Genomic DNA, 13,645 nt, shown 5'->3' on the forward strand with positions numbered 1-13,645 from the left:
AAAATCTATCGAAAAGGGATTAAAGCAATGGTTTTAATCCCTTTTCGGTTTTTAAATATTTGCCAACAAAAGCCGGCACGAAATATTTTTTCCGATATTTGTTACTATGAAAACGGGTTGGAACGATTTATTGTCACATTTAAAATTCCTCATCAAGAGAAATCCGGAATGAGCCATTTTGGTTTTTTAGCGTCACTGGAAGCTGGCTGGTTCAGCTTAACTTTAACCCTTTAAACTAAATAAAATGCCAATTTATCACAAACTCGGGACCTTCCCCAACAAGCGGCATATCCAGTTCGAAAAACCAAATGGCGGCTTGTATTATGAGCAGCTGTTCGGCACCGAAGGTTTTCACGGACATTCGTCGCTGTTATACCATGTGCACCGGCCGACGCAGGTGAAGGAAATCAACAAATCCTATTCGGTTGAACCAAAGATTGCCATAGGTAAAAACATCAAATCGTTACTCTTCAAGGGGTTTGAACTGAAGCCCGAAGCGGATTTCCTGGACAGCCGCAAAGCCATGCTCGTGAACCGCGACTGCATTATCGGACTCGCCGCACCGCAACAGTCACTAACGGCATATTTCTACAAAAACGCTGACGCCGACGAGATGATTTTCATCCATAAAGGCAAAGGGAAGCTGCGCACGATGATGGGTAACATCCCTTTCCAATACGGCGATTACCTGATTATCCCCCGCGGGATGATCTACCAGATTGAGTTTGAAACCGCAGAAAACCGGTTGTTTTATGTCGAATCTTACACGCCCTTTTACACGCCAAAACGGTACAAGAATGCATCGGGCCAGCATCTGGAACATGCCCCGTTCTGCGAACGCGATTTCATACTCCCAAACGAGCTGGAGACACATGACGAAAAGGGCGACTTTCTGATCAAAATAAAGAAAGAAGGCATGATGCATGAAGTGGTGTATGCGACGCATCCTTTTGACGTGGTAGGCTGGGACGGGTACAATTTCCCGTACGGATTCAGCATCCACAATTTCGAACCGATTACCGGCCGCGTGCACCAGCCGCCTCCGGTACACCAGACTTTCGAAACCGCGGCATTTGTCGTTTGTTCGTTCTGCCCAAGGCTTTACGATTACCACCCGAAATCGATTCCCGCACCGTATAACCACAGCAATATTGACAGCGATGAAGTGCTTTATTATGTTGACGGGGATTTTATGAGCCGCAACAATATTGAACAAGGGCACATCACTTTACATCCGAAAGGCATTCCACACGGGCCTGCGCCGGGCGCCATGGAACGCAGTATTGGAAAAACAGTCACGGAAGAACTGGCCGTGATGGTGGATACTTTCCGTCCGTTGATGGTTACGGAAGAAGCGATGCGTCTTGACGACGGCCAATACTATAAATCGTGGGTTGAATAAAAATAGACTTATAACATCCCTTCGGGAACATGACATCCAAAAGGGATTAAAAAAATAACAAATGAGTAAAGAAGTAAAATCCGTTGAATACGGACTCGAAAAAATATTTGAAGGGGCACAGGACTTCCTGCCGCTTTTAGGAACCGATTACGTCGAATTGTATGTAGGCAATGCCAGACAGGCTGCCCATTTTTATAAGACCGCTTTCGGTTACCAGTCATTGGCATATGCAGGCCTCGAAACCGGTGTACGTGATCGCGCTTCATATGTGTTGAAACAGGACAAAATCCGTTTGGTGCTCACGACCCCGCTCAATGCGGATTCCCCTATCAACGAGCACCTTAAAAAACACGGTGACGGTGTCAAAGTGGCAGCGCTCTGGGTTGAGGACGCCACAAGCGCTTTCAATGAAACCACCAAACGCGGTGCCAGGCCATTCATGGAGCCGACGGTTGAAGAAGACGAATACGGCACGGTTGTGCGCTCCGGGATTTACACCTATGGCGAAACCGTGCACATTTTTGTCGAAAGAAAAAATTACACCGGCGTATTCCTCCCCGGATACAAAACCTGGGAATCGGATTACAATCCCACACCCACCGGATTAAAATACATCGACCATATGGTGGGCAACGTCGGCTGGGGCGAGATGAACACCTGGGTAAAATGGTATGAGGAAGTGATGGGATTCGTGAATTTCCTTTCATTTGATGACAAGCAGATCAATACGGAATACTCCGCCCTGATGAGTAAGGTAATGTCTAACGGCAACGGTCGCATTAAATTCCCGATCAACGAACCCGCAGAGGGCAAGAAAAAATCCCAGATTGAGGAATATCTTGATTTTTACGGTGGACCGGGCATACAGCACATTGCCATCGCCACCGATGACATCATCAAAACGGTTACCGAATTGCGCGCCCGTGGCGTTGAATTCCTCTCGGCGCCACCGCATGCGTATTACGAAGCCATCCCGGAACGACTCGGCGAGCATATGAAAATGATGAAAGAGGACCTCGGTACAATTGAAAAGCTCGCAATCATGGTCGACGCCGATGAAGAAGGCTATTTACTGCAGATTTTCACCAAGCCAGTGCAGGACCGCCCTACACTGTTTTTCGAAATCATACAGCGGATGGGTGCAAAGGGCTTCGGCGCGGGCAATTTCAAGGCGCTGTTTGAGTCAATTGAACGGGAACAGGCAAAACGCGGAACTTTATAAATCTGTAAATTTTTTGAATGATTCGCATCCGAAAACGTTATTCTAAATCATTTTTTATGAATTATGTGTTAAAGTAAACTTTTCGATTGGAATAGTTGAATTGTTACTTATCTTTGCACTCGCAAAAACGAAGGGGTGGTTCCCGGAGTTTTTATGTAAATTTTTCATAATTTATAGTTTTGGTTGGTTAATAGCATAAAAACTCAGTCATTAATTTGACTGGGTTTTTTTGTTTTGGTACTTTTGGTATAGTTTTTGCTTCTCTGTCAAGCAAAAAATTTAAAACGCTATGAAAAAATTAATGACTGTATTTTTGTTTGTAATCCTTACGAGTTTTACAACACAAAAAGAAAGGGCTTTTGATGTCGGGGAATATTTTAAGCTGCGTATTCACTACGGGTTTGTTACCGCGGGATATGCCACATTGGAAGTCAAGGAAGCGGTGCGCAATAACAAAAAGATATTCCATGCTATTGGGAAAGGATATACTACCGGCATGTCGAAGTTGTTTTTCAAGGTCGACGATAATTATGAAAGCTATTTTGACAAGGAAACCGGAAAGCCATACCAGTTTGTAAGGAAAATCGATGAAGGCGGCTACACCAAGAACCAGGAAGGCTTTTTCAGCCAGTCTGAAGATGAAGTGACCATCAAGGATTATAAAAATAAGACTGAAAAGACCTTCAAGGTTCCTGATAACGTGCAGGATATCATGTCAACCTTTTATTGCCTGAGAAACCATCCCAATGTGGATAAACTTAAAGTGGGCGAATCGATATCAATCGACATGTTTTTTGACGATGAAACGACGAAGTTTAAGTTAAAATTTATGGGAAGGGAAGATATAAAAACTAAATTTGGCACGATCCCGACCATGATTTTCAGGCCTTATGTACAGGCTGGGCGCGTCTTTAAGGAACAGGAAAGTTTAACCATCTGGATTTCAGATGACGATAACAAGATGCCGATACGATTAAAAGCGTCACTCGCGGTAGGTTCGATTAAAGCCGATCTCGAGGCATTCAAGGGATTGAAATATCCTTTTACCGTAAAAGTAAAACCATAAATGAGTACAACACAGACCGACGAGCTTTTAAATAAAATTGATGCCAAATTTCAGGCTTTAAACCAAAAAACCGACACCCATCTCGAAGGTCTGCTTTGGTCTAAACCTATAACATATTGGGACTACATCCAAACGGATGCCCTGCTTAACTTGCAGACGCAGCGCACCACGCTTCCTGACGAAATGGTATTTATCATGTACCATCAGGTTAACGAACTGCTGTTTAAAATGATCCTTTGGGAAATCGACCAGATTTCTGAATCTGAAAAACCGGAAACCGACTTTTTCACGGAACGGCTCATGCGCATCAGCCGCTATTTTAACATGCTGACCACCTCATTCGATATCATGGGCGACGGCATGGAGGTCGAGCAATACATGAAATTCAGAAACACACTTACCCCGGCAAGCGGATTCCAGAGTGCCCAATATCGCATCATCGAATTTGCATCGACTGACCTCATAAACCTGATTGACTACCGATTCCGCGCCACCATCGACCGGAACACACCCTTCGAGCATGCGTTTGAGCATTTGTATTGGCAGGCCGCAGGCAAAGATTACCATACGAGCAAAAAATCGTTCCTCATCGAGGAATTTGAAAGGAAATACAAAGCCGATTTCCTGCGTAAGATGGAGCACTACAATAAAAACAATATCTGGCAGAAATTCCGCCAACTCCCTGCCGAAGATCAGAACAATCCCGACCTGATTACCGCCATGAGGCATTACGACCACACCGTGAACATTACCTGGGTAATGGGACACCTGAATGCGGCCAAAAAATATATCGACAGCGGACGCGGGAATGGCGAAGCTACCGGAGGCAGCGACTGGAAGAAATACATGCATCCGAAATACCAGCGCAGGATTTTTTTTCCTGAACTCTGGTCTGCAGCAGAACTTACCTCGTGGGGTGAAGAAAATAGTTAAATCCCTCAATGTCCCCTGTTTTGAAAAAAGCCCTCCTCACGCTGCTGCTACTCTGTCTTATTTCCTGCGGAAAAGAGCAAAAACAAAAGCCTGCAGCAGCAATTAAAAAACCGGTACCTGTCGTTGTTGAATTCGGATTTAAATTCAATGATTTTGACGTAGTACAGGATACTGTCGTAAGCGGCGACACTTTCGGGAGTTTGCTTGAAAAGGAAAACCTGGGCACGTTAAAAGTCCATGAAATTGTCGAGAAAGTCAAAGATTCATTCGACGTCAGGAAAATCCGTGCCGGTAAGCCCTACACTTTACTGCGTTCGAAAGACCAGTCCAAAAAATTGCAGGTTTTTGTCTACCAGCCGGACCGCACGTCTTACTACGTAGTCGATCTGCGGGATTCGGTGATCACTTACCGAAAAACCAAACCGGTTTCGCTTAAAAGGCGCACAATCGCCTGTGCCCTAGACGGCTCGTTGTCCGAAACGCTTGAACGGCAGAAAGTACACGCCTCATTGGCTACCGATATTTCGAAGATTTATGCCTGGTCCATCGATTTCTTCAAATTACAGAAAGGCGACCGATTTGCCATCACGTTTACCGAAAGGTACATCAACGACACAATTTACGATGGCGTGGAAAACCTTGAAGCTTCCTTTTTCGAATACAAAGGCAAAATCATTTATGCATTCCCGTTCAAACAGGACACGACCTCCTCGAAGGTTGATTATTATGATGAAGAAGGTAAAGTGCTGAAAAACATGTTCCTGAAGGCCCCGCTGAAATTCGTGAACATCACATCGCGTTATGCCAGGAACCGTTTCCATCCGGTCCAGCACGTCTGGAAAGCACATAAAGGTACCGATTATGCCGCACCCACAGGAACACCGATCATGACTACCGCAGCCGGTGTGGTGGAAAATACGGGATACACTGCCGGCAATGGGAATTTTGTGAAAGTCCGCCACAACCGGACTTACGAAACCCAATACCTGCACATGTCTAAAATCCTTGTGAGGCGCGGGCAACACGTCAGTCAGGGCGATGTAATCGGGCGCGTCGGAAGCACCGGACTGGCCACCGGACCCCATGTGTGCTATCGCTTTTGGGTTAATGGCGCCCAAGTCGACGCATTGAAGCTTAAACTCCCGAATTCAGAACCGATGGCTGCAAAATACAAACCGCGTTTCCTAAAAGAAATGGCGCCGTTAAAGCGTGAACTGGACAGCGTCGCAAAGCTGAAACTGCAGATGTAATCAGTTTTTGGTTTCTGTGGTAACCGATTTCGTACAAGGCCGGTCTGCTGACGGGCAATCGCCATTACACACCCATTTGCCTTCAAAAACAGCCGGGTTGCACGCATTCGAGCAACCGGTACACGTGGCTATGCCCCATGGCTCTTCCTGTCCCTTATAAAAAGAAAGGTAGCCGTTTTTCAGTTCAAGCGCGCGCGCGACCTTTACGCTGTGATCCCGGTTGGATGCCAAAAGCATATAGTAGGTCTTGCCGGTGCTGTCATCCATTCCGGAACGGATTTCGAAGTTGACAAGGATGGCCGGAATCTTTTGCTCCAGCAGCATTTGCTCCCATTTTTGCTTGATCGGATCGAGGTTAGCCGTGATTCTGTGCTGCGCATTCCGGACAATCCCGATTTGTTGTGCATGGGCAAAATTGACCAGGCCGCAAAGCATGAACGCTAAAAATATTTTTTTCATTTTCAATTTTAATGCAAAGGTAAAATTCAATCGTTAAAAAAAAAGTCAAGCGCAAAATAATCGCTTTCACACGGCACTACAAGGCTTTCGTTTCACAACTTATTGATAAACTTATGAACTAAAATTGTAGCTTTGCAACTGCTAAAATCGCAGCTGATGCCTCTACCCACTATCAACCCTGAAACCGCCGCTGCCTGGAAAAAACTGGACAGTCATTTTACAGCGATACAGGGCACACACATGAAACAATTGTTTGCCGACAACCCGTCGAGGACGGCAAAGTTTACCCTAAAATGGAATGATTTCCTGATTGATTATTCGAAAAACATCATTTCGGATGACACCATGGCACTGTTGCTGCAACTGGCCGAAGAAGTGAAACTTCAGGAAGCCATTTCACAATACTTTGCAGGTGCGCCAATCAACCGCACAGAAAACAGGGCCGTTTTGCACACCGCCCTGCGCGCGCCTGAATCGGCGCAGGTTTTCGTGGACGGCGTGGATGTCATCCCTGAGGTGTATGCAGTCAGGAATAAAATGAAGGCTTTTACGTCCGAAATCATTGACGGCGTCAGAAAAGGCTTCACCGGGAAAAACTTCACGGATGTCGTCAATATCGGCATTGGTGGGTCTGACCTCGGTCCGGCGATGGTCGTTGACGCGCTGAAGTTTTACGCCAATCATTTAAACATCCATTTTGTTTCGAATATCGATGGCGACCACGTGCAGGAAGTCCTGAAAAAAATCAATCCTGAAACCACGCTGTTTGTCGTAGCGTCTAAAACTTTCACTACACAGGAAACCCTTACCAATGCCGAAACGATACGGGCCTGGTTCCTCAGATCAGCCCGTCAGGAAGACGTGGCGAAGCACTTCGTGGCCGTGTCGACAAACATACAGAAAGTGACCGCGTTTGGCATTGATCCCGAAAACATCTTCCCGATGTGGGACTGGGTGGGTGGCCGTTTTTCGTTGTGGAGTGCCGTCGGCCTGTCGATTGCGCTCGCCGTAGGCTTCGATCATTTCGACCGATTGCTGCAGGGTGCCCACAGCATGGACGTGCATTTTCAGGAAACGGAGTTTGAACAAAACATCCCTGTGACCCTGGCATTGCTCAGTGTTTGGTACAATAACTTCTTTGGTGCCGAAAGTGAGGCGTTGATTCCGTATACCCAATACCTGCAAAAGCTCGCGCCTTACCTGCAACAGGGCATAATGGAAAGCAATGGAAAGGGTATCGACCGAAACGGGAACGCTGTCAATTACCAAACCGGGACCATTATCTGGGGTGAGCCCGGAACGAACTCGCAACATGCGTTTTTCCAGTTGATCCATCAGGGCACCAAACTGATTCCAACCGATTTCATCGGATTTATAAAACCGCTGCACGGCAACGAAGACCACCACAACAAGCTTATGTCAAACTTTTTCGCACAAACGGAAGCGCTGCTCAATGGCAAAAGCGCGACTCAGGTGAAAGCGGAATTCGAAGCACAGGGCGTGAATGGACAACAGGCGGATTTCCTACTCCCATTCAAGGTTTTCAATGGAAATAAACCTACCAATACCATCCTGATCCAATCACTGACACCTGAAAATCTGGGTGCGCTGATTGCGCTTTACGAACATAAGATATTTGTGCAGGGCGTCATCTGGAACATTTTCAGTTATGACCAGTGGGGTGTCGAACTTGGGAAACAGTTGGCCAACTCCATACTCACCGAAATTGAGTCCGGCGAAATCAAGCCACACGACGCTTCCACCGCAATGTTGCTGGAGTATTTTATGAATAACCGTTAAAATAGCTAGGTCCCCATTTCGTGGGATTTCAGATTGATAATCCAAAAGCCTCCGTTTTGTGAGGCTTTTTTTATGCTTTTTTTCTTATATTTGATTCCCTTAAAAAATTAAGATCATGAATGACACGTATGTCTATATCCAAAAATTCCATGCCGGGTGGGCTTATGTCGCGCTTGCCTTACTGCTAATTGCAATCATCACATCGGTTGTCGGGGTGAGCTCCAAAAAAGAATTTACGCCCGCGAGCCGCAAGACGGCCTTGTTCGGCCTGATCGGTGTTCACATCCAGTTCCTGGTCGGAATCATATTGTATTTCGTCTCCCCATTAGGCAAAGAAGCGCTGTCACAACTCAAAAATCCGGCATTACGCCTGACGGCTTTAGAGCACCCACTGGTCAATCTCATCGCAATTGTGATGATTACCGTTGGCTGGTCAATGCACAAAAAGAAGCTGACAGGTCACGAAAAATTCAAGGTGATTTCCATATTTTATTCCATTGGCGCGGTACTGATCCTTTCGCGCATCCCGTGGAATTTATGGTTTAAATAATCAAGGCTCCGGAAAAGGAGCTTTTTCATTTTAACGGGGCATGAATTCCAGATCCATTAAAGCACTGCTCATGAAATACAAAACCACGATCGGTTTACTGGCCTTATTTGCAACGATTTTCGCATTCGGCTTTTCCGGACATGAAAAATCTTCGGCAAAGTTCAGGCAGGACCGTAAGATACAAACACAGAAACAACACGATTCTGTGAAGAAATCGGCGCTGAATGACAGCCTCAGGCTTGCGCCAAAATATAAACTCGTCAGGAAGAACGGCCACGCATCCTATTATGCGGACAAGCTCAACGGCCGCAGGACCGCCAGTGGCAGGCGTTTTGACAATAACAAATACACCGCGGCGCACCGAAAATTTCCATTTGGGACCAAACTGCGCGTTACCAATGAAGCCAATGGCAAATCGGTAATCGTTGAAGTCAATGACCGCGGACCGTTTACGAAAGGCCGTGACATCGACCTGACGAAAAAAGCGTTTATGGAAATCGCATCATCAAAATACGGCGGATCGCTGGTCGTAACCATAGAAGAAGTTCAATAAGCTGTTATGAAAACCCTCCGATTCATCGCCGTTTTCACCCTGCTGCTGGCTGCCTCGGCCTGCGGATCGGGCAAAAATGCGTCCGGTAGTTTCTACAAACGGCATGTCGAAGTGTCTTATTACGGAGACAAATTCAATGGGAGGAAGACGGCCAGTGGCGAAAAATTCAGCAACTCAAAAAAGACAGCAGCCCACCGCTCGCTTGCTTTCGGCACCAAAATAAAGGTCACCAATGTCGCCAATGACAAATCCGTCATAGTGACCATCAACGACCGTGGGCCGCAGAAATCGGGCCGCGAACTCGACCTGTCCAAGAGCGCCTTCATGGAAATCACCGACAACAAAAACCACGGAACACTCAAGGTCGACATACAGTTGATTAAATAACCCGGCCGCACAATAATTACATAAGTGACGCGTTTTCTTTAAGTAATGAAACTTTGTCTTACGCCCGATTTTAGATTTTAGATTTTTTTCGGAAAAGCCACTGATTGTATCGGTGGCTTTTTTGTTTCATGACTGGATTTGGAATGCGGCACGCAATAAAAAAACCGCAAAGCCGGTTGACTTTGCGGAGCTGGGTAGCACAGGACGGGATCCTGTTGCAATACGGCGTGTTACGTTTATATGATGAAGAGTGGACTGGTCAACAAAGGTTGCGTGTCAGTATAATTTTATTTTGATGGCGCCCCCTGCGGGCCGGGCTGTCCGCTGTATCTTTTTTATATTGACAGCGCTCCACGCCTTTCAATATAAAAAAGGATGCCGCTTCCATCACTGGCGCAGTGCCGTGCCTGTTCAATGTCCCGGAAAAAAAGCCGGCATCGGCCCCTGCGCGCGCACCAAACAATCGGAGACGCCCGTAAAAAATTATTAAACCCTCCGGAATTTTATTTTTGTGTAAAAAATTACTATTTTCGCGCCAGAATTTAACGGCCTCGTAGTTCAACGGATAGAATAGAAGTTTCCTAAACTTTAGATCCAAGTTCGATTCTTGGCGAGGCTACTCAAAACCACCACACCGGTGGTTTTTTTTTATGCCATTGATTTGCGGGGCTTTAAAATTGTCCGCAAAATAATACCGCTTGCCGCGTGCAGAAAAAAGCACTAATTTTGCGCCAAATTATCTTATGGTCAAAATTGGCAACATAGAACTCCCTGATTTCCCGCTGCTGCTTGCCCCTATGGAAGATGTGAGCGATCCGCCTTTCCGCAGGTTGTGCAAGATGCATGGCGCCGACCTGATGTATTCTGAATTCATCTCTTCAGAAGGATTGATCCGCGATGCCATCAAAAGCCGTATGAAATTGGATATTTTCGACTATGAGCGACCCGTAGGCATACAGATTTTTGGTGGCGACGAGGAGGCCATGGCGCTCTCTGCAAAAATTGTTGAGGCCGTGAGCCCGGATCTGATTGACATTAATTTCGGCTGTCCGGTAAAGAAGGTGGTCTGCAAAGGTGCCGGCGCCGGTGTATTGAAGGATGTCGATCTGATGGTGCGGCTTACGAAAGCGGTCATCAGCAGCACAAGCCTGCCCGTAACGGTCAAGACACGCTTGGGCTGGGACGAAAATTCGATTAATATCGATGAAGTGGCCGAAAGGCTGCAGGATGTAGGCGTACAGGCGCTTACGGTACATGCCCGGACGCGTGCGCAGATGTACAAGGGCCATTCAGACTGGACGCACATTGAGCGCATCAAGAACAATCCCAGGATCACAATGCCGATATTCGGAAATGGCGATATCGATTCTCCGGAAAAGGCACTGGAATACAAAAACCGTTTCGGGCTCGATGGTATGATGATCGGGCGTGCCGCAATCGGTTATCCGTGGATTTTCGATGAGATCAAACATTACTTTAAAACCGGACAGCATCTGCCCAAACCCGGCATGACTGAAAGGATAGAAGCCGCTTCAAACCACCTCAAATGGGCGATGGAATGGAAAGGCGAACGGCTCGGGATTGTGGAAACCCGACGTCATTATACAAATTACTTCAAGAACATACACGGCTTTAAGGAATACCGGCAGAAACTCGTCACCACCGACGGCGCGGATGACCTGATGAAAGTATTTGACGAGATCCGCGATGCTTTCGCGGGCTATCAGATGGTATGATGTCTAAGACCCCCGACCTTCGCTTGACGCCTCTTGCGTGAGGGATGGAAGCGGCAGCCCGGAGCCCGCAGGGCGAGGACTACAGCGTACAGCCCGACAGCGGCCGTGTACAAAATTGGTATTGGCTGATATTTCCCCGGCCGGTGGCACGCCCGCGGTAAAACTTTTGGAAGACCGCTAAAAAGCAAAAAAGTACCTGAACGGCACTTGATTAAAATAAAAAAGGTGAAATTTCTTTCACCCTTTTTGCCCCAAATCTACCATAAACTTAACCTACTAATTCCATGGTCTACCAAAAGTATAGCGGTTCTGTATGGCAGACAAATATTTTAGACGAAACGCTTAAAAAAACGTTGTAATGCTTTTTTTGCTGATTAGTAAGCCCTTGCATCTTTGCCTTCATAGAAATTCATGAACGCTTTGCTGACCACGCGGTTGCCGCCAGGCGTCGGATAGTCTCCGGTAAAATACCAGTCTCCGAGGTTTTTGGGGCAGGCTTTGTGCAGGTTTTCAACGGTTTGGAAAATAATCTTCACCTCGGCGTTGATGCTGTCCGAACTCAGCATTTCAGCAATCTTATCGGAAATTTCCTGAGGCCGGAAAGGCGCATAGATCTCGTTGACATAATTCACAATTTCGACATCCGGCTGGTGCTCCTGCGCTTTGCATTTGGCATACACTTCGTCTACGATGTGATACAGGTTCCGCTCCTTCAGCAGTTCCAGCGCGGCACGGAAAGCCACGAGCCCTTCCAGCTTTGCCATATCGATTCCGTAACAGTCCGGATAGCGGATTTGCGGCGCCGACGACACGATGACAATACGTTTGGGCTTAAGGCGGTCAAGCATTTTAATGATGCTCATTTTTAAAGTTGTGCCGCGAACGATACTGTCGTCGATGATGACAAGATTATCCGTGGGTTGGATGACGCCGTATGTGATGTCGTAAACGTGGGCCACGAGGTCGTCGCGGCTGCTGTCTTCGGTGATGAACGTACGCAGCTTGGCGTCCTTGATTGCAATTTTCTCCGTGCGGATCTTCACCGAAAGGATTTCTTCAAGCTTTTCCTTGGTCAGTGTCTTACGATTGTCAAGAATGTATTTGTTTTTTCTTTGGTTCAGAAAATCCTGCGCTGCCTCAACCATGCCGTAAAAAGACGTCTCAGCCGTGTTGGGGATGTACGAAAAGACCGTATTGTCAGTATCGCTTTCGATGGCATCGAGGACCGCAGGCAGAATGAGTTTTCCGAGGTCCTTACGCTCCTGGTAAATCTCTGCATCGCTGCCGCGCGAAAAATAAATACGCTCAAACGAACAGGCCTTCTTGACTGTGGGCGTAATGATTTCCACTTCGCTTACCTGGCCATTCTTTTTGATGATCAACGCATTTCCAGGCTGCAGCTCCTGCACTTTCTCAAAATCGACATTAAAGACCGTTTGTATGACCGGCCTTTCCGAAGCTACTGTTACAATTTCGTCGTCCTCGTAAAAGTAGGCCGGGCGGATGCCTGCCGGATCGCGGAAGACAAACGCGTCGCCGTGACCGAACAGCCCTGCCATGGCATAACCGCCATCCCAGCCTTTTGACGCGCGTTTCAGGATCCTGGTGATGTCGAGTTTTTCGGCAATAATGGGCGATGCCTCACGTTTTGACAATCCGTTGTTGCGGCATTCGAAGTACAGGTCAGTGACTTCCTCGTCAAGAAAATGCCCGATCTTTTCCATTACCGTGACGGTATCGGCCATCTCTTTAGGATGTTGTCCCAATTCGACGAGACTGTTGAACAGCTGTGTCACATTGGTCATGTTGAAGTTTCCCGCAACAATCAGATTCCTGTGCATCCAGTTGTTCTGACGCAGGAATGGATGTACGCTTTCGATACTGTTCTTGCCGAAGGTTCCGTAACGCACATGTCCCAGGAACAGCTCCCCGATATATGGGATGTGTTTTTTCTGCAAATCGACATCTTCGGCATACTCAGGATGCGACAGCATCTCATCGTTGATGCGGCCGTTAATCTGTGCGAAAATATCCTGGATGGGCTGGGCATCATTCGAGCGGACGCGGCTGATGTACCGCTCGCCGGGCTCCATATCAAATTTGATTGAAGCGAATCCTGCGCCGTCCTGCCCGCGGTTGTGCTGTTTTTCCATGAGCAGGTACATTTTCTGGATGCCGTAAAACGCCGAGCCATATTTTTCCCTGTAGAAGGCCAGCGGTTTTTTTAGTCTGAGGAACGCGATGCCGCATTCGTGGTTGAGTTTATCGCTCATGTGTTGTTGTTTAG

The 13,645-nt window shown here is 47.1% G+C and carries 12 protein-coding genes and 1 tRNA gene; 11 read left to right on the top strand and 2 right to left on the bottom strand.

The genetic code is table 11. The features are described from left to right. Positions 1-244 precede the first annotated feature (244 nt). The 5 genes from HYN48_RS03060 to HYN48_RS03080 all read left to right on the top strand — a co-directional run bounded on the left by HYN48_RS03060 (position 245) and on the right by HYN48_RS03080 (position 5,873). Positions 245-1,402, top strand: a complete 1,158-nt coding sequence (locus HYN48_RS03060) for a homogentisate 1,2-dioxygenase (RefSeq protein WP_108369735.1) — start codon at positions 245-247, stop codon at positions 1,400-1,402. Between the two features lie 61 nt (positions 1,403-1,463). Further along, positions 1,464-2,624 (top strand): 4-hydroxyphenylpyruvate dioxygenase, encoded by a 1,161-nt coding sequence (gene hppD, locus HYN48_RS03065; protein WP_108369736.1) that lies wholly within the window; start codon positions 1,464-1,466, stop codon positions 2,622-2,624. 289 nt (positions 2,625-2,913) lie between these two features. Further along, entirely contained in the window at positions 2,914-3,690 is a 777-nt protein-coding gene (locus tag HYN48_RS03070) for a DUF3108 domain-containing protein (protein WP_108369737.1), read from the top strand. Beyond that, positions 3,691-4,623 carry a tryptophan 2,3-dioxygenase family protein gene (locus HYN48_RS03075; protein ID WP_108369738.1) on the top strand — a complete coding sequence of 311 codons (933 nt, stop codon included), beginning with the start codon at positions 3,691-3,693 and terminating at the stop codon, positions 4,621-4,623. It begins immediately after the preceding gene. Between the two features lie 20 nt (positions 4,624-4,643). Continuing rightward, the gene (locus HYN48_RS03080) at positions 4,644-5,873 is read left to right on the top strand and encodes a M23 family metallopeptidase (protein ID WP_181248514.1); all 1,230 of its coding nucleotides are present in this window, start codon (positions 4,644-4,646) and stop codon (positions 5,871-5,873) included. Here HYN48_RS03080 and HYN48_RS03085 read toward each other — a convergent pair whose 3' ends face one another. Then, complete coding sequence (locus HYN48_RS03085; RefSeq protein ID WP_146171710.1) at positions 5,874-6,332, bottom strand: hypothetical protein; 459 nt, start codon at positions 6,330-6,332, stop codon at positions 5,874-5,876. It lies immediately after the preceding gene. A gap of 156 nt (positions 6,333-6,488) precedes the next feature. Here HYN48_RS03085 and pgi point away from each other — a divergent pair, with 156 nt between their 5' ends. The 6 genes from pgi (at position 6,489) to dusB (ending at position 11,358) form a co-directional block, all read left to right on the top strand. Beyond that, a complete protein-coding gene (gene pgi / locus HYN48_RS03090) occupies positions 6,489-8,132 on the top strand; it encodes a glucose-6-phosphate isomerase (RefSeq protein ID WP_108369741.1) in 1,644 nt (547 codons plus the stop codon). 115 nt (positions 8,133-8,247) lie between these two features. Next, positions 8,248-8,682 carry a hypothetical protein gene (locus HYN48_RS03095; RefSeq protein WP_108369742.1) on the top strand — a complete coding sequence of 145 codons (435 nt, stop codon included), beginning with the start codon at positions 8,248-8,250 and terminating at the stop codon, positions 8,680-8,682. 70 nt (positions 8,683-8,752) lie between these two features. After that, positions 8,753-9,235 carry a septal ring lytic transglycosylase RlpA family protein gene (locus HYN48_RS03100; RefSeq protein ID WP_108373312.1) on the top strand — a complete coding sequence of 161 codons (483 nt, stop codon included), beginning with the start codon at positions 8,753-8,755 and terminating at the stop codon, positions 9,233-9,235. Between the two features lie 6 nt (positions 9,236-9,241). Next, positions 9,242-9,622: a septal ring lytic transglycosylase RlpA family protein gene (locus HYN48_RS03105; RefSeq protein WP_108369743.1), complete on the top strand. Its 381-nt coding sequence runs from the start codon at positions 9,242-9,244 to the stop codon at positions 9,620-9,622. Between the two features lie 547 nt (positions 9,623-10,169). Then, positions 10,170-10,241, top strand: a tRNA-Arg gene (locus tag HYN48_RS03115). 124 nt (positions 10,242-10,365) lie between these two features. After that, complete coding sequence (gene dusB, locus HYN48_RS03120; protein WP_108373314.1) at positions 10,366-11,358, top strand: tRNA dihydrouridine synthase DusB; 993 nt, start codon at positions 10,366-10,368, stop codon at positions 11,356-11,358. 374 nt (positions 11,359-11,732) lie between these two features. Here dusB and HYN48_RS03125 read toward each other — a convergent pair whose 3' ends face one another. After that, positions 11,733-13,631: an amidophosphoribosyltransferase gene (locus HYN48_RS03125; RefSeq protein ID WP_108369745.1), complete on the bottom strand. Its 1,899-nt coding sequence runs from the start codon at positions 13,629-13,631 to the stop codon at positions 11,733-11,735. Positions 13,632-13,645: the final 14 nt, after the last annotated feature.

It is taken from the genome of Flavobacterium magnum (assembly GCF_003055625.1).
In the GTDB taxonomy this organism is placed as follows: domain Bacteria; phylum Bacteroidota; class Bacteroidia; order Flavobacteriales; family Flavobacteriaceae; genus Flavobacterium; species Flavobacterium magnum.

Coding starts and splice junctions, on each gene's coding strand:
- HYN48_RS03060 (WP_108369735.1), top strand. CDS start 245: ATGCCAATTTATCACAAACTCGGGACCTTCCCCAACAAGCGGCATATC.
- hppD (WP_108369736.1), top strand. CDS start 1,464: ATGAGTAAAGAAGTAAAATCCGTTGAATACGGACTCGAAAAAATATTT.
- HYN48_RS03070 (WP_108369737.1), top strand. CDS start 2,914: ATGAAAAAATTAATGACTGTATTTTTGTTTGTAATCCTTACGAGTTTT.
- HYN48_RS03075 (WP_108369738.1), top strand. CDS start 3,691: ATGAGTACAACACAGACCGACGAGCTTTTAAATAAAATTGATGCCAAA.
- HYN48_RS03085 (WP_146171710.1), bottom strand. CDS start 6,332: ATGAAAAAAATATTTTTAGCGTTCATGCTTTGCGGCCTGGTCAATTTT.
- pgi (WP_108369741.1), top strand. CDS start 6,489: ATGCCTCTACCCACTATCAACCCTGAAACCGCCGCTGCCTGGAAAAAA.
- HYN48_RS03095 (WP_108369742.1), top strand. CDS start 8,248: ATGAATGACACGTATGTCTATATCCAAAAATTCCATGCCGGGTGGGCT.
- HYN48_RS03100 (WP_108373312.1), top strand. CDS start 8,753: ATGAAATACAAAACCACGATCGGTTTACTGGCCTTATTTGCAACGATT.
- HYN48_RS03105 (WP_108369743.1), top strand. CDS start 9,242: ATGAAAACCCTCCGATTCATCGCCGTTTTCACCCTGCTGCTGGCTGCC.
- dusB (WP_108373314.1), top strand. CDS start 10,366: ATGGTCAAAATTGGCAACATAGAACTCCCTGATTTCCCGCTGCTGCTT.
- HYN48_RS03125 (WP_108369745.1), bottom strand. CDS start 13,631: ATGAGCGATAAACTCAACCACGAATGCGGCATCGCGTTCCTCAGACTA.